Origin of the sequence: Kineococcus deserti, from assembly GCF_050871945.1 — a bacterium.
In the GTDB taxonomy this organism is placed as follows: domain Bacteria; phylum Actinomycetota; class Actinomycetes; order Actinomycetales; family Kineococcaceae; genus Kineococcus.
The window spans coordinates 125450-139356 of sequence record NZ_JBJLSI010000001.1 but is presented as its reverse complement, the minus strand read 5'-3'; the positions used below and the strand labels follow the sequence as shown (position 1 = coordinate 139356).

The following is a 13907-nucleotide window of genomic DNA, read 5'->3' as shown; positions in this document are numbered from 1 at the left end:
ACCGGCGGGCACGACGCTGGGGGTGGAACAGGAGTTCCACGTCGTCGACGCGGTCTCGCTGCGCCTGCTGGACTCCTCGCCGCTGAACGCCGAGGCGCTCGCCGGACGCCTGGGGCCGGGGATCACCGCCGAGATCGCCTCGGCCCAGCTGGAGACCGCCACCGGGATCTGCCGCACGCTCGGGCAGGTGCGCGCGGAGGTCGTCGCCGGCCGGCGCGAGGCCGCTGCCGCCGCGGCCCGGTACGACGCCACGATCCTGCCCGCCGCCACGCACCCGTTCGCCCGGTGGGACGAGCAGCACCTCACCCTGCGCCCGCGCTACGTGGGCCTGCTGGAGCGGTGGGGGCTGCTGGCGCTGCAGCAGAACATCTGCGGGTGCCACGTCCACGTCGGGGTTCCCTCGCTGCAGGAGGCGGTGCAGGTGCTGGACCGGGTCCGGCCCTGGCTGCCGGTGCTGCTGGCCCTGACGGGCAGCTCGCCGTTCCACGAGGGGTCGGACACGGGCTACGACAGCTACCGCACCGAGTGGTTCGCACGCTGGCCCTGCACCGGCCCGCCCGAGGAGCTGGGTTCCGCGCAGGCCTTCGACACCCTGCTGGCGGACCTGCGCCGCGCCGGCGTCGCCGACAGCGTCGCGGACCTGTATTGGGACGCGCGCCCCTCCGACCGGTTCCCGACCCTGGAGTTCCGCATCGCCGACGTGTGCCCGCGGGTGGACGACGTCGTCCTGCACGCGGCGCTGTGCCGGTCGCTGGTGCGGGTGCTGTCGGCGCGGGCCGTCGCCGGGGACCCCGTGCCCCGGGTGCGGCCGGCGGTGCTGCGCGCCGCCCGGTGGCGCGCGGCGCGCTCGGGCGTGAGCGACGTCCTGCTGGACCCGCAGGACGGCGCCCCGCGCCCGGCGGCCGAGGTCGTGCGCGGGCTGCTGGCCGAACTGCGCGACGACCTCGAGGACGCCGGGGAGTTCGAGGAGGTCTCGGCCCTGGTGGACCGGGTGCTGGTGGACGGGACCTCCGCGACCCGGCAACGCGCTGCGCTGCACCGCTCCGGCGACCTCGTGGAGGCCGCGCGCAGCGTCCTGCGCGACGCGGGACGGGGCTGACGCCGTCCGCCCGGTTGCGCCCGGGAACCCGGGGGGGCATGTTCGTCGGACAGGTTCAAACCCGGAGCCGCGCCACCTGCAAGCACCCGCGGAGGTCCACCCGTGAGCGCCGACGAGCACGCCGCCCTGCCGATCCCCGACTACGACCACCTCCCGGTGGCGAGCCTGGCCCACCGCGTCCGGTCCCTGGACACCGCCGGACTGGACGCGCTGATCGAGTACGAGGAGGAGCACGGCGCACGCGAGCCCGTGCTGACCGTCCTGCGGGCGCGGGCCGAGCAGCTGGCCGCGGGGGCCCAGCCCTCCGGTGGCGACCCCACCGCACCGCAGCCCGAGCACGCGCCCCCGGCCGACCACCAGGGCCCCTCCAGCGTTCCCGGGCCGCCGCAGAACCCACCGTCGCACGGCGACCCCACGAACCCCTCGCAACCCCGGGGTTGAGGGGGCCCGCGGTGGTGGAGCCCCAGGCCGGAGTCGAACCGGCGACCATCCGCTTACAAGGCGGGCGCTCTGGCCTCTGAGCTACTGGGGCGGGCCGTGCGGCGACGAGTCTGCCACACGGTCGCCCCCGGGCGGGGGCGCCGCGGGCGTGCCCGGGCAGCGCCGGGAGGCGGGGTTCAGCGCAGCCAGCGGTGCAGCCGCTTGGCCTGCACCGAGTTCCACACCTGCTCGAAGTCGGCTTCGGTGGTGACGGCGTGGGTCTCCTCGCGCGCGAACAACCGCCCGTAGGCGAAGGCGACCTCCGGGCGGGCGGACGCAGCCAGGTCCCGCAACCGCTGCCGGGTCACCACCGAGTCCTGGTGCTCGCCCAGCACCTCCTGCACCTCGGTCACGGCGCGGGCGAAGCGGGTCGCGTCCTTGCCGAAGACGACGCTGACCGCCTCGGCGGCGTAGCGGACCTGCTTGGCCGCCTTGCGCGCCTCGTGCAGCAGCTCGTCGCGTTCGGCGCCGGCCGGGGCGTGGTGAGCGCGCTCGACGAGGTCGGCCAGCGTCCCGAACGTCTTGGCCACGCGCCGGGGCAGCACCTGGTCGGCCCGGCGCCGCCCGCGGGAGGAGAACCCGGGGCGTTCCACGAGGTCCTGCAACGCGTCCAGCAGCCGCCGGTAGCGCTCGGAGTCCAGTTCGGCCAGCACCTGCTCGTGTGCGGCGCGGTAGGCCGATCCCAGCTGGTCGGCCACCAGGGCGGGAACCGCGCCGGCCGCTGCCGGATCGGCCGGCTGCAGTTCGTCGGGAACGTCCAGGGCGGCCACCGATGCCACCAGGCGGTCGCGCAGCACCTCGGCGTCGCGGGCGGCGCCCAGTTCGGCGGCCAGCCAGCGCAGTTCGTCGCGCAGGGGCTTGGTCGGACGGGTCAGCAACGGCTGGAACGTCTTCAGCGCGCTGCGCAGGCGGCGGGTCGCCACCCGCATCTTGTGGATGCTGTCGGCCTCGTCGGCGCGCACCCGGGAGTCCTGGTCGAGGACCTGCTGCACCTGTTCGGCCAGGTGCACCACCAGCACGTGACCCGCCCGGGAGCGGGGGCCGAGGTCGGCGCGGCCCGGGCCGGCGTGCTCGACGACGCGGTCGGCGGGCGCGGCAGCCGGCGCCGTGGGCGCGGGTCCGGGTCCGGGTTCGAATCCGGGCTCGGATCCGGGTTCGGGCTCGGGTTCGGGTTCGGCCGAACCGTCGGCCAGGACACGGCCGAGCTTGGAGCCGCTGGCCGAGACCTGCAGTCCGGCGGCGCGCAGCCCCGCGTCCACGACGTCGAACAGCGACCGGTCGCCGTCGGCCAGTTCGAGTTCGACCTCGCGCCAGTCCTGCACCGCGGCGGCGGCCTGACCGGCCCCCTCCAGCGGCAGCAGGCGGCGGGCCTGCACGACGTCGTCGGCCAGTTCCAGCAGGCGGGTTCCCGCCGCGTCCAGCACCGACCGGACGTGCCGGCGCGTGTTCACCTGCGCGACCGGGACCAGCGCCGCCCCACCGGTGTGCTCCTCCACCAGCCGGCGCAGCGCCGCGGGCACGGTCTTGACGGCCCGCCCCAGCGGCACCCGCTGCTCCAGCCGGGCGCCGTCCCGGCCGGGGGTCTTCAGGTGCCAGCCGGCGTCGGGGCCACCGGTGCGGCGGCGCAGCGTGATGCGGGCCGCGCTCAGCGCCAGCCCGGCGGTGTCGAAGTAGGTCGCCTCCAGTTCGTGCTCGCCGAGGTCGCCCTCGCGGTAGCCGCGTTCGGCGGCGCCGGGGACCTGCTGCAGCAGCGGCCCCAGGGGCGGTAGGTCAGCGCCGGGCGGCAGGTCGTACTTGACTTCGATCTCTTCGTGGGTGCTGACCATGCCCTCTCTTCTACCGTCGGCCGGGCGCCGGCGCGCGTCGTCGGGCGAACGCCGCGGTTCGACGCGACACACCTCACGTCGCACAACTGTTGCATCCGTGGGTGCCCGATCCATATCCTGTGAGTCTTCCAGTGGAAGGTATTCGCGGCTGCCTTTCGGCCGCAGTGCAACTCGATGGCGAGGAGGACTGGTGCAGGCGAGCAGTCGTGCGGTACGGCGACGAAGTGTGCTGGCGGGGGTGGGAGCGGGAACGCTCGCCCTCAGCGGGTGTTCGGTCGGGGCGGCGGCCCGCTCGGTGAACTCCGAACCCGTGCTTCCCCGCGCGGACGGACCGGTGCGGTTGACCTACTGGTCCTGGTTGAAGGACCTGCAGTCGGTCTGCGACCTGTGGAACGCCGACCACCCCGACGTCCAGGTCGACGCCGTCTGGAGCGGTTCGGGCAACAACGGCGGTTACGCCAAGATGTTCGCCTCGCTCACCGCGGGTGGCGGGGCGGACATCGCCCAGGTCGAGTACCGGATGATCCCCAGCTTCCTGCTGCAGAACGGGCTCGTCGACCTGGGCCGCTACGGTTTCGGCGACATCGCGGGCGACTACCGCGACAGCGACCTGGCGGCGGTCTCGCTCAGCGGCGGGGTGTTCGCCGTACCGCAGGACACCGGCCCCGCAGGGTTCTTCTACCGGCGCGACATCCTGCAGGAGATCGGTGCCGTACCGCCCGCCACCTGGCCCGAGTGGCTGGACCTGGCGCGCGCGGTGAAGGACTCCGACCCGGCCCGGCGGCTGGAGGCCTGGAACATCAACGACCCGGGGAGTTTCACCAGCTACTGCGCCCAGGCCGGTGCCCGGTGGTTCACGACGGACGGGGACACCTGGGTCGTCGACATCGCCGGCGAACCGTCGCGGATGGTGGCGCAGATGCTGGACACCGCCTTCGACGAGGACTTGTACGACACCTCGTTCGGCGCCTTCACCTCCGGGTGGTTCGCCGCGGCCGGGGCCGGGAACATCGCCTCGGCCATCACGGGGTCGTGGGGTGACGCCCTGCTGACCGGGGTCGCGGGGACCGAGGGTCTCTGGGGTGTCGCGCCGTTGCCCGTCTGGCCGGACACCGGCTACGGGTCCACCACGCTCGGCGGGTCCTCGGCGGCGGTGCTGGCCACGTCCGAGCACCCGGCCGAGGCGCTGGAGTTCCTGCACTGGATGACCACCGACCCGGCCGCGATCGACGCCCAGATCGAGAACAGCGGCACCGGCTGGTCGGTGAACCCGGACTACATCGGCCGCACCCGCGAGGAACCGTCGGAGTTCTTCGGTGGGCAGAACTACAACGAGGAGGTCTTCGTCGAGGCCTCCGAGGCGCAGAACCCCGACTGGATCTGGTCGCCCATCTACCTCGAACTCAACGACGCCCTGTCGACGGTGTTCCGCGAGCGCGGGGCCGGTGGCCGCTCGCTCGTCGACGCCCTCCCCCAGGTGCAGGAGGACACGATCAGCATCATGACCGACAAGGGACTCACCGTCCGCGCCGGAGGTGACGTCTGATGGCGGCACCCGCCCAGAGGGCACGGACCCGGAGGGCCGGGCGGGTCCAGGGCGCTCAGCGCCGGGCCCCGTGGATCCTGCTCAGCCCCTTCCTGCTGCTGTTCCTGCTGACCATGGTCCTACCGGTCGTCTACGCGATCGGGCAGAGCCTGACCCGTGTGGAGCGCGGCGGGCTGCTCGGCGAGACCGGCATCTCCTCCTCCTTCGCCGGCCTGGCCAACTACCAGCGGGCCCTGGCCGACACCGCGTTCCTCGACTCCGTGGGCCGCGTCCTGCTCTTCGGCCTCGTCCAGGTGCCCGTGATGATCGTCTCGGTGACGGTCCTGGCCCTGCTGCTGGAATCGGCCAGCGCCCGCTGGCCGGGACTGTTCCGGGCCGCGTACTTCATGCCCTACGGCATCCCGGGCGTCATCGCCTCCATCCTGTGGTCGTTCCTGTACCTGCCGGGTTTCTCGCCCGTCGTGGCGGGTCTGGCCCGGCTGGGTCTGGACGTCGACTTCCTCGGGGCGAGCACCGTCCTGTGGTCGATCGCGAACATCGTCACCTGGACCTACGCCGGCTACAACATGCTCATCGTCATCGCCCAGCTCAAGGCGATCCCCGGTGAGGTGTACGAGGCCGCGAAGGTCGACGGCGCCGGTCCGCTGCGCGTGGCCTGGTCGGTGCAGCTGCCGCTCATCCGGCCCGCGCTGGTGCTGACGACGGTGTTCTCGATCATCGGCACCCTGCAGCTGTTCGCCGAACCGCAGGTGCTGCGCGACGTCTCCCCGGCCATCGACGTGAAGTACACGCCGAACTTCGCCGCCTACTCCTCCGCCTTCTCCTACAACGACTACGGCGTCGCCTCGGCCCAGGCCGTGCTCATCGCGGTCGCCGCCTTCGTCCTGTCGTTCACGTTCCTGCGCCTCACCGGGAGGAAAGAGCCGTGAGCACCCTCACCTCCGAACAGCGTCAGGCGCCCGCCCCCGCGACGTCCGGGACCGGCAGCGCCACGAGACCGCCGGCGGCCCGCCGCATCATCGTCACGGCGGTCCTGGTCGCCGTCGCGGCCTACTTCCTGGTGCCCGTCTACTGGGTCGTCGTCGCGGCCACGAAGTCGACGGGGGAACTGTTCAGCACCAACGGCTTCTGGTTCACGTCCAACGCGGTCGGCCAGCTGGTCGAGAACGTCACCTCGGTCTTCAGCTACGACGGCGGGATCTTCCTGCGCTGGTTCGGCAACAGCGTGCTCTACGCCGGTGGCGGCGCGCTGGTGGCCACCTACCTGGCCGCGGCCGGCGGGTACGCCCTGGCGGTGTACGACTTCCCCGGCAAGAACGGCGTCTTCGGCCTGGTCCTGGGTGGCGTGCTGGTGCCCGCGACGGCGACCGCGCTGCCGCTGTTCCTGATGTTCAGCCGGTTCGGGCTCGCCGACAGCTACCTCGGGGTCCTGCTGCCGAGCTTCGTCTCGCCGTTCGGGTTCTTCCTGTGCCGCATCTACGCCCAGTCGACCGTGCCGCCCTCGCTCGTGGAGGCCGCCCGGATCGACGGCGCCGGTGAGCTGAAGATCTTCCACACCTTCGGCCTGCGCCTCATGACGCCGGCCCTGGTCACGGTGTTCCTGTTCCAGTTCGTCGGGATCTGGAACAACTACCTGCTGCCGCTGATCATGCTGGCCGACCAGAAGCTGTTCCCCATCACCCTCGGGCTGGTGAACTGGCGCGCCCAGACCGACCGGCTGCCGGAGTTCTACCAGCTCACCACCGGCGGCGTGCTGGTCTCGGTCGTCCCGCTCGTCGTCCTGATGATCGTCCTGCAGCGGTTCTGGCAGGGCGGCCTGACCGAGGGCTCCGTCAAGAGCTGAGCCTGGGGTCGTGCCGGAGCCGGGTCGCTGTCGCAGCGGCCCGGCTCCCGCACGAGACCCGTCAGCACACCGGGGGCACCGCGGGGAGCACTGAGGCCGCTCACCGCAGGAGCTCCTCGACGTCCCGCGCGATGCGCTCCGGCTCCTCGCCGGTGACGGCCTGAACGCGCGGCGCATCGTCGAGGCGGGGATCGCCCAACCGACGCCGACGCCGACGCCGACGCCGAGGTCGCTGTACCGGCACGTCGCGGGCGAGGCCGAACTCCTGCAGGCCGTGGTCGACCTCGTCAACGCCGGGTCGCCCGACCTGGACCAGGTCGAGGGCGACTGGCGGGCCAGGCTCGAGGTGGCCGCCCGGGAGGAGTACGAGCTGCCCCACCGCCATCCGTGGGTCCTGGGGATCCCGTGGACGCGCGGCCCGCTCGGGCCCCACTCGCTGACCGCGTTCGAGAGCGCACTGCGGGCCGTGGCCGGCACCGGACTCGACGACGCCCACCGCGTCCAGGTCGTCACCGCGGTCATGCGCTACGTGCGCGGCGCCGCCCGCGAATCCGCCGACGCCCGCAGCAGCTTCGAGTGCGGCTTGGCGCGGCTGCTCGACGGCGTCGCCCGGCTCGTGGAGCGGTCCTGACGCCGCGGGCGCCGATCAGGCGGCCGAGCGGACCCGTCCCCGGCGCCCGGAGCCGGCGGCCGCCTCCTGCGTGAGGTAGGTCCACGTCCAGCCGGCCGCGTCGCGGGTGGTGCGGATCGGCCCGGAGCGCAGGGGCGCCCCCGCGGGCCCGTCGAACAGTGCGGCGGCGCCGAGGCGCTCCGCCTCGGCGACCACCCCGCAGCAGCCGGCGTCCACGAGCAGGTGGGCGTGGTCCCGGTCCTCGCACCCGAGTTCGTCCAGGCACGTCTGGCGGCAGGAGCCGCCGACGTCGTCCAGGCACGTGATCCGGCCGGCCACCACTCCGCCCGGTGCGTGCTCCCAGGTGATCTCGTGCGTCGCTCCGGCACGGTCCGTCACGTCCGGCTCCCTTCCTCGTCCGCTGCGCCCGGGCAATCATCACCCCGCGGGCCGGCGGATGCCCCACGACCCGCCGGGGCGGCCCGGCGCGCACCGTCGGTACCGGCCCCAGCTGTCCCGTTCGACCGGTCCACCTGCTGCCCGGTGGGCGGGCACGGGAAACCTCGCACAGGTCCGCCGCGGGCGTACCGTTGCGCCGCAGCGGGTTCAGCGCGCCGGACCGCGTTCCGCCACCTACCGTGGCCGCGTGCACCACCCGGAACTCCACCGCTTCACCCCCGACGCACCGCTCGCTCAGAGCGCTCACCACCTGGCGCAGGAACTGCTCGGGCCCGACGGCGCCCGTTGGATCCACAGCAGCGCGGTGGCCGCACGCGCCGGCGAGGCGGCCGGGACGTTCCCGGTGCCGCAGCGTCCGTTGCTGCTGGCCGCCGGCTGGCTGCACGACATCGGCTACTCCCCCACAGTGCAGGACGCGGTCGCCGACTCGGGCCCCGCGCGGTTCCACCCCCTCGACGGCGCCCGGTTCCTCCGGGCGCGGGGCTGGCCCGCCGAACTCGCCGCACTGGTCGCCCACCACTCCGGCGCCGTGCACGTCGCGGCGGTGCTCGGCCTCGCCGGACCCGTCCGCGCCCACGTCGTCCCGGCCGGGCTGCACCCGGTCGCGGACGCGCTGACGTGGGCGGACCAGACGACCGGACCCGCAGGACAGCCCTGGACGCTGGCGCAGCGGTTGACGGACGTGCTGGACCGGCACGGGCCGGACAGCCCGAACGCCCGGGCCCACGCCGCACGGCTCCCCGACCTGGTGGGCGCGGTGGAGCGGACCGAGCAGCGCCGGCGCAGCCTGCTGCGACCGGCGGCACGAGGTGCGGGGACCGCCTGACCGGGCGAGGCTTGCCGGGTGCCGGTCCTGCTGCGCCCCACGCGCCCGAGGGAACTGACCGCACGCGTCCGCCGCAGCTTCCGGTCCCGGGTCTCCGACGATCCCACGGGGGCGCCGGACTGGGTCCGTGACATCGCGCTCGTCGGTCAGGGACCGGGGTGGTTCGAACCCGACGGTGTCGTGTGGCGCGTGCACGGGGACCTGTCCACCCTCGTCGGCGGGATCGCCGCGCTGCTCGGGCAGGGCGCGCACCCGCTGGCGCTGGCCGGGGTGCGACGGCACTCCTCCTACCGCACCGACCCGTGGGGCCGGCTGGCCGGCACCGCCCGCTGGCTCGTCGTCAGCACCTTCGGGTCGGCCGAACTCGCCGACCGGGAAGCGGCCCGGGTGCGCGGGATGCACGAGCGGGTTCGCGGCCGCACCGGCGCCGGCCGCGCCTACTCGGCCTCGGACCCCGAACTCCTGCGGTGGGTGCACCTGGCGTTCACCGACGCCTTCCTCGCCGCCCAGCAAGCCGTCGGACACGACCTCACCGGGCGCTTCGGGCGCGACTGGCCCGACGCGTACGTGGCGCAGTGGTCCTGCAGCGCAACGGCCCTCGGCGCGACCGACCTGCCCACCACCCGCCGGGAACTCACCGACGCGCTGCGGGCGCTGGAACCGGACCTGGAACCCGTGCCCGCCGACCTGCTGGGGTTCATCGCCGCACCGACCGGGCTGAACCCGACCGAGCGGAGGTTCTACGCCGAACTCGCCGCGGCGGGCGCCCTGGTGCTGTCGCCGTCGATCGCGCGGTTCGCCGGGCTGCCCGGACGGGACGACCGGTCGGCGTCGGCGCGCGCACGTCTGCGGCGCACCCGCTGGCTGCTGCGCAGCTTCCAGCTGGCCCTCGGGCCGTACAGCCCGAGCGAGGAAGCCGCGCGGTACCGGCTCGGCCTGGCCCCGGCCCCCGAGTGGCTGGGAGCGCCGGCCCACTGACCGAGCCGTTCAGCTGCGCCGTGACTACGGTGCCTGACTGTGAGCAGTGGTGACTCCGAGAGGACGCTGGCGATGGTGCGCACGATGCTGGACCGCGCCCACCTGGCCACCACGGGGCAGATCCCCGACGCCGTGCAGGAGGCGGCCCGCACGCTGGGCTGGACGGCGGTGCTCTACCTGGTGGACCACGAGCAGCGCCTCCTGCTGCCCTCCCCGGTGACCGGACTGCCTCCCCGCAGGCCGCTGGCCGTCGACACCACCCTCGCCGGACGCTGCTTCCGCACGATGGAACCCACCCCGTCGCCCGCGGGGGTCGCGGGGGTGTGGCTACCGGTGGTGGACGGCGCCGATCGGCTCGGTGTGCTCGAGGTCACCGTTCCGGAGGGACCCGACCTCGACGACGAGCTCTTCCTGGACCGCTGCCGGATGCTCAGCCACCTGTGCGGGCACCTCGTCGCGGCCAAGAGCCCGTACGGCGACGGCCTGGACCACCTGCGCCGCTTGAGGTCACGCACGGTGGCCTCAGAACTGCTGCACCAGGCGCTGCCGCCGCTGTCGTTCGCCTGCGAGGGGCTGGTGATCTCCTGCCTGCTGCAACCCGCCTACGACGTGGCCGCCGACGCCTTCGACTACGGGGTCGGGGACGACACCGCTCACCTCATGGTGCTGGACGCCACCGGGCACGACCTCGAGGGCACGATCCTGGCCACGCTGGCCCTGGCGGCCTACCGCAACAACCGCCGCAACGGCCAGGGGCTGGCCGAGAGCGTCCCGGTGATCGACCGGCTGATCGCCGAGCACGGTCGCGGCGAACGGTTCGCCACTGGCGTGCTCGCCGAACTGGACCTGTCGACGGGCCGGCTGCGCTACCTGAACGCCGGGCACCCGGCTCCCCTGCTGATGCGCGAGGGGCGGGTGGTCAAGGAACTCGACGAGGGACACCGGGTCCTGTTCGGGCTGGGCCAGGGGGAGGTCACGCTGGCCGAGGAGTGGCTGCAGCCGGGCGACCGCATCGTCCTCTACACCGACGGGGTCGTCGAGGCCCGCGACGACGGCGGGGAGTTCCTCGGCCAGGAACGTCTGGAAGAACTCCTGCAGAAGGCCGCCGCCGCCGGCCTGCCGGCCCCGGAGACCCTGCGGCGCATCGTGCACGACGTCCTGGCCCGGCAGGGCGGGGTCCTGCAGGACGACGCGACGCTGCTCATCGCGGAGTGGGCCTCCACCCGCGAGCACACGTTCTCCGCCGTCGGCGGCGTGTCGCAGCACGACCTCTCACCTCACGACCAGACCGGCGGGGAGAACGGTCACTCGCTACGGCGGTGACGTGTCAGCCGGCGGCGGGATCGCGTTCGACGAGGTAGGTGTGCCCGCCGACGGTGACGCGTTCCCACTGCGCGTACCCGCTGCGCGCCTCCTGCTCGGTGCGCGGGCCGCGCTGGGGGCCTTCGTACTGGCCGACCTGGGCCGGTCCGGTGAAGGAGAACGCGGCGTCGAGGAAGAGGTCGACGAACTTGTTCCTCGACCGGGGGCGCTGGAGGGTGCGGGGCAGGCCACGGCTGTCGTCGACGGGCACGACGGTCTCCGATCTCGCTTCGTTCGCGAATGCTTCGTGCATTAAGTGTCGCTCCCACGAGCTTCCACCTCAAGTTCCCGGGCGACTTCGTGACGCACTGCACACCGGCTGCGCCGTGGCGGCGACCGCCGGCGGCCGGCACCGACCCGCAGCCGCAGGGTGTGGAGGTCCGGCTCGTCGAGGAACTCGCCGGGCAGCTGGGCGCTGAGGTGACGTGGACTTCCGGAGCCACCGCGGAACTGGTCTCCGGCCTGCACGACGGTGCGCTGGACCTGGTCGTCGGCGGGCTGACCACCCAGGACTTGTGGACCGGTGAGGTGACCTTCACCCGTCCCTACGTCACCGTCCGCACCGTCGTGGCCGTACCGCGCGGCGAGCCCGCTCCGGACGACGTGCAGGACCTGCCGGTCCGCCTGGAGGCCGACCCGCAACTGGAAGGCCTCCTGCGTGCCGCCGGCGCCGAACCGCAGATCGTCCCCGATGCCGGTGAGGGGGCCGGACCGGTGGCGGTGCAGGACTGGGAGTTGGACCTGCACAGTCTGGAGGCGACCGGGATCGAACTGCAGTCCGCCGAGCACGTCTGGGCCGTGCGCTCGGGCGAGAGCGGGTGGCAGGTGGAGGTCGAACGTTTCCTGCTGGGTCTGGAGCCTGCCCACGTGCAGGAACTGCTGGACGAGGAAGGCGCATGAGGACCTACTCCGAGCACGAGATGCCGCCCGAGGTCGAGCGGCTGTACCGACGGGCGGTCCGTCTGGAACGGTGGACGCTCGCCTACCTGATCAGTGCGATCGCCTTGATGGGTTTGGTGCTGGGACAGTCGCAGGCCATGAAGGCCGCCTGGGTGGAGGACCTGCTCAGCCTGCTCCCGGCGATCGCGTTCCTGGTGACCACCCGCTTCCGCGAACGCCCGGCCAGCCAGCGTTTTCCGTACGGTTTCCACCGGGTGGTCAGCGCCGCCTACCTGATCGCCTCCTTCGCCCTGCTGGTGATGGGTGTGCTGCTCTTCGCCGACTCGGGCTGGCGGCTGGTGACGCGTGAGCGGCCCTCCATCGGACTGATCGAGGTGTTCGGGTTCCAGTTGTGGCTGGGTTGGCCGATGATCGCCGCGCTCGTCTGGAGCGCGGTGCCGGCAGTCGTCCTGGGCCGCAGGAAGGTGCCCATGGCCTCCGAACTGCACGACAAGGTCCTGTACGCCGATGCGGAGATGAACCGGGCGGACTGGCTCACCGCGGTGGCCGCCATCGTCGGCGTCCTCGGCATCGGAGCCGGGTTGTGGTGGGCCGACGCGGTCGCCGCCATCGTCATCTCCCTGGACATCACCCGCGACGGTCTGCGCAACGTCAAGGCCGCCTTCGCCGACCTCATGGACCGCGTCCCCACCAGCCCCGGTGCGCAGGAGCCGCTGGAACTCATCGAGGAGGTGGAGCAGCACGTCCGGTCCCTGGCCTGGGTGCGGGAGGCGGAGATCCGGCTGCGTGAGCACGGCCACCTCATCACCGGCGAGGTGTACGTCGTCCCGGCGGCGACGACGTCCCTGCCCGAACTGGTGCAGGACGCCATGGACGACCTGCAGCGACTGGACTGGAGGCTGCGCGAGGTCACCATCGTCACCGTCGCGCAACTGTCCACCGCGACCGGTCGGACACCCTCGGTCCCCTGACCACCCGAAGCCCCAGTCGATCGCGAGCCACCGCGGCCGAGTGGAGCGGACAGCGAGCACGCCGCATGATCGAACGGCCGGCGGTCGAGCCACCGGCCGTCCGATCCGCGTTGTCGTGACGTCGTGGTGGTGAGGCGAGGAGGGTGGTCGTGGCCGAGGCAGACGACAGCGAGGGCAGCACCCTCGTCCGCGGCATGCGCAGCACCGTGGGGCGTGGGAACGTCGTGGGAGCGACTTTCTGGGGACACTCACGGCTCACTTCACGAGGTGACACCGATGGGTGCGACAGCGTGGTCATCGCCAAGACCGCGAGGGCGACGACCTCCTGTCTGCGGAATGACCGGACGGTGGCATCAGTGGTGCTACCTGGGTAGCATCGAATTGTGAAGCTCAGCATCAGCCTCTCCGACGCCGACGTCGCCGCCCTCGACGAGCACGTCCGCCAGGCCGGTCTGCCGTCTCGGTCGGCGGCGGTCCAGCGGGCCATCCGGGCACTGACCCACCAGCAGCTGGAACAGGACTACGCCGCCGCCTGGAAGGAGTGGGACGACTCCGGAGACCGTGAAGTGTGGGAAGGCGCCACCGCTGACGGCCTGCGCTGATGCGCCGCGGAGAAGTCCGCCTCGTCGACTTCGATCCCGTCCAGGGCAGTGAGGCGAACAAGCGCCGGCCCGCGATCGTGGTCAGCAACGACCAGGCCAATGCGGTCGCCGAACGCCTCGGACGGGGTGTGGTCACCGTGGTCCCGGTGACCAGCAACATCGCCAGGGTGTTTCCCTTCCAGGTCCTGCTCCCTGCCCAGGACACCGGACTGCACGTCGACTCCAAGGCCCAGGCCGAGCAGGTCCGCGCCGTGTCGGTGGACCGGTTGGGGCCGGCGTTGGGGCGGTTGCCGTTCGAGGCGTTGGACGCTCTCGACGATGCCTTGCGGCTGCATCTGGCCTTGTGAGGCCGGTGGCGAGAATGACCCTCATCGCGGGATGACCGGCAGGTCGTTGCGGGTTGCT

Annotated in this window: 16 protein-coding genes and 1 tRNA gene; 13 read left to right on the top strand and 4 right to left on the bottom strand. The window is 72.9% G+C overall.

Going from position 1 to position 13907, the window contains the following annotated elements; translation table 11 throughout:
* The first annotated feature begins 22 nt into the window (after nt 1–22).
* A complete protein-coding gene (locus ACRYR2_RS00740; protein WP_432560892.1) occupies nt 23–1099 on the top strand; it encodes a carboxylate-amine ligase in 1077 nt (358 codons plus the stop codon).
* Nucleotides 1100–1201: 102 nt separating this feature from the next.
* Nucleotides 1202–1540 carry a hypothetical protein gene (locus tag ACRYR2_RS00735; protein WP_432560891.1) on the top strand — a complete coding sequence of 113 codons (339 nt, stop codon included), beginning with the start codon at nt 1202–1204 and terminating at the stop codon, nt 1538–1540.
* A gap of 15 nt (nt 1541–1555) precedes the next feature.
* Here ACRYR2_RS00735 and ACRYR2_RS00730 read toward each other — a convergent pair.
* Together ACRYR2_RS00730 and ACRYR2_RS00725 are read right to left on the bottom strand one after the other, a co-directional pair.
* Nucleotides 1556–1631, bottom strand: a tRNA-Thr gene (locus ACRYR2_RS00730).
* Between the two features lie 85 nt (nt 1632–1716).
* Entirely contained in the window at nt 1717–3405 is a 1689-nt protein-coding gene (locus ACRYR2_RS00725; RefSeq protein ID WP_432560890.1) for a CYTH and CHAD domain-containing protein, read from the bottom strand.
* A gap of 334 nt (nt 3406–3739) precedes the next feature.
* On the opposite strand from ACRYR2_RS00725, the gene ACRYR2_RS00720 reads away from it, so the two are divergent.
* The 4 genes from ACRYR2_RS00720 (at nt 3740) to ACRYR2_RS00705 (ending at nt 7425) form a co-directional block, all read left to right on the top strand.
* Nucleotides 3740–4951, top strand: a complete 1212-nt coding sequence (locus tag ACRYR2_RS00720; RefSeq protein WP_432560889.1) for an extracellular solute-binding protein — start codon at nt 3740–3742, stop codon at nt 4949–4951.
* A complete protein-coding gene (locus ACRYR2_RS00715) occupies nt 4951–5880 on the top strand; it encodes a carbohydrate ABC transporter permease (RefSeq protein ID WP_432560888.1) in 930 nt (309 codons plus the stop codon). The genes ACRYR2_RS00720 and ACRYR2_RS00715 overlap by 1 nt, the downstream gene beginning before the upstream one ends.
* The gene (locus ACRYR2_RS00710; RefSeq protein ID WP_432560887.1) at nt 5877–6794 is read left to right on the top strand and encodes a carbohydrate ABC transporter permease; all 918 of its coding nucleotides are present in this window, start codon (nt 5877–5879) and stop codon (nt 6792–6794) included. Before ACRYR2_RS00715 ends, ACRYR2_RS00710 begins: the two co-directional genes overlap by 4 nt.
* 274 nt (nt 6795–7068) lie before the next feature.
* Complete coding sequence (locus ACRYR2_RS00705; protein WP_432560886.1) at nt 7069–7425, top strand: TetR/AcrR family transcriptional regulator C-terminal domain-containing protein; 357 nt, start codon at nt 7069–7071, stop codon at nt 7423–7425.
* 15 nt (nt 7426–7440) lie between these two features.
* Here ACRYR2_RS00705 and ACRYR2_RS00700 read toward each other — a convergent pair whose 3' ends face one another.
* Nucleotides 7441–7803, bottom strand: a complete 363-nt coding sequence (locus ACRYR2_RS00700; RefSeq protein ID WP_432560885.1) for a hypothetical protein — start codon at nt 7801–7803, stop codon at nt 7441–7443.
* Nucleotides 7804–8050: 247 nt separating this feature from the next.
* Between ACRYR2_RS00700 and ACRYR2_RS00695 the strand changes: the two genes are divergently transcribed.
* Genes ACRYR2_RS00695 through ACRYR2_RS00685 form a run of 3 tightly spaced genes read left to right on the top strand, consistent with a single transcriptional unit; the run spans nt 8051 to nt 10990 of the window.
* Nucleotides 8051–8689: an HD domain-containing protein gene (locus tag ACRYR2_RS00695; RefSeq protein WP_432560884.1), complete on the top strand. Its 639-nt coding sequence runs from the start codon at nt 8051–8053 to the stop codon at nt 8687–8689.
* Nucleotides 8690–8707: 18 nt separating this feature from the next.
* A complete protein-coding gene (locus ACRYR2_RS00690; RefSeq protein ID WP_432560883.1) occupies nt 8708–9667 on the top strand; it encodes an oxygenase MpaB family protein in 960 nt (319 codons plus the stop codon).
* A gap of 39 nt (nt 9668–9706) precedes the next feature.
* Nucleotides 9707–10990, top strand: coding sequence for a PP2C family protein-serine/threonine phosphatase (locus ACRYR2_RS00685; RefSeq protein WP_432560882.1), 1284 nt, complete (start codon nt 9707–9709; stop codon nt 10988–10990).
* A gap of 4 nt (nt 10991–10994) precedes the next feature.
* Here ACRYR2_RS00685 and ACRYR2_RS00680 read toward each other — a convergent pair whose 3' ends face one another.
* The gene (locus tag ACRYR2_RS00680; protein WP_432560881.1) at nt 10995–11240 is read right to left on the bottom strand and encodes a hypothetical protein; all 246 of its coding nucleotides are present in this window, start codon (nt 11238–11240) and stop codon (nt 10995–10997) included.
* Between the two features lie 89 nt (nt 11241–11329).
* Between ACRYR2_RS00680 and ACRYR2_RS00675 the strand changes: the two genes are divergently transcribed.
* The 4 genes from ACRYR2_RS00675 (at nt 11330) to ACRYR2_RS00660 (ending at nt 13849) form a co-directional block, all read left to right on the top strand.
* Nucleotides 11330–11929: a substrate-binding periplasmic protein gene (locus ACRYR2_RS00675; RefSeq protein ID WP_432560880.1), complete on the top strand. Its 600-nt coding sequence runs from the start codon at nt 11330–11332 to the stop codon at nt 11927–11929.
* Nucleotides 11926–12900, top strand: coding sequence for a cation diffusion facilitator family transporter (locus tag ACRYR2_RS00670; RefSeq protein WP_432560879.1), 975 nt, complete (start codon nt 11926–11928; stop codon nt 12898–12900). The genes ACRYR2_RS00675 and ACRYR2_RS00670 overlap by 4 nt, the downstream gene beginning before the upstream one ends.
* A gap of 383 nt (nt 12901–13283) precedes the next feature.
* Nucleotides 13284–13502, top strand: a complete 219-nt coding sequence (locus ACRYR2_RS00665) for a ribbon-helix-helix domain-containing protein (protein ID WP_432560878.1) — start codon at nt 13284–13286, stop codon at nt 13500–13502.
* Nucleotides 13502–13849 carry a type II toxin-antitoxin system PemK/MazF family toxin gene (locus ACRYR2_RS00660; RefSeq protein WP_432560877.1) on the top strand — a complete coding sequence of 116 codons (348 nt, stop codon included), beginning with the start codon at nt 13502–13504 and terminating at the stop codon, nt 13847–13849. The genes ACRYR2_RS00665 and ACRYR2_RS00660 overlap by 1 nt, the downstream gene beginning before the upstream one ends.
* The last annotated feature ends 58 nt before the right edge of the window (nt 13850–13907 follow it).

Bases quoted from the DNA above. Each gene is read 5' to 3' on its own strand.
- ACRYR2_RS00725 (WP_432560890.1), bottom strand. From the start codon at position 3,405: ATGGTCAGCACCCACGAAGAGATCGAAGTCAAGTACGACCTGCCGCCC.
- ACRYR2_RS00715 (WP_432560888.1), top strand. From the start codon at position 4,951: ATGGCGGCACCCGCCCAGAGGGCACGGACCCGGAGGGCCGGGCGGGTC.
- ACRYR2_RS00670 (WP_432560879.1), top strand. From the start codon at position 11,926: ATGAGGACCTACTCCGAGCACGAGATGCCGCCCGAGGTCGAGCGGCTG.
- ACRYR2_RS00660 (WP_432560877.1), top strand. From the start codon at position 13,502: ATGCGCCGCGGAGAAGTCCGCCTCGTCGACTTCGATCCCGTCCAGGGC.